At 44.4% G+C, this 534-nt stretch carries 1 protein-coding gene; it reads right to left on the reverse strand.

Features of this window, described 5'->3' with window-relative positions:
• Nucleotides 1-463 (reverse strand): LysR family transcriptional regulator (locus R7Q09_RS28085; RefSeq protein ID WP_318144200.1); only part of this gene is annotated, 463 nt, incomplete at its 3' end.
• Nucleotides 464-534: the final 71 nt, after the last annotated feature.

Consider the following 534-nt stretch of genomic DNA (forward strand, 5'->3'; position numbering starts at 1 on the left):
TGTCTTCAAGCTTGCCGCGGTGAAAACTCAAGATAACGTCAAACCCATCGAGCAAGTCCTCTTTAGGGCTTAGGTTCGTCTCGCAATTCAATGAAATAGCAGGGTACTGAGCACAAAAAGAGACGACGGCTTTAGCTAGTTCTGGTGAATCTGGCATGACAACGTTGAGCTGCCCCATGACCTCACGAGAGTGTTGCGTCACTTCTTCAAGCGCATCATTCAGTTTGTCTAACAAAGGCTGTGTGCGTAAATAGAGGTGCTCTCCAGCGTCTGTTGCGCAGATTCGTCGAGTCGTTCTGTCGAACAAACGCACATCAAGCTGTTCTTCAAGTAACGCAATGTGGCGACTGACATTTGATGTCGGCAGAGATAAAAACTCGGCGGCTCTTTTGAAGCTATTGTTCTCGTAGACACAATGGAAGCTTTTTAGCCATTGCTGATCAATTTTCTCAAGCATCTCCATTTATCCCATTTTGTTGAACTATAAAGCCAATAAGTTGCACTTTATTACTTAAAACAGGTTTATACAATGCG

It is taken from the genome of Vibrio sp. 2130-1, assembly GCF_033339515.1.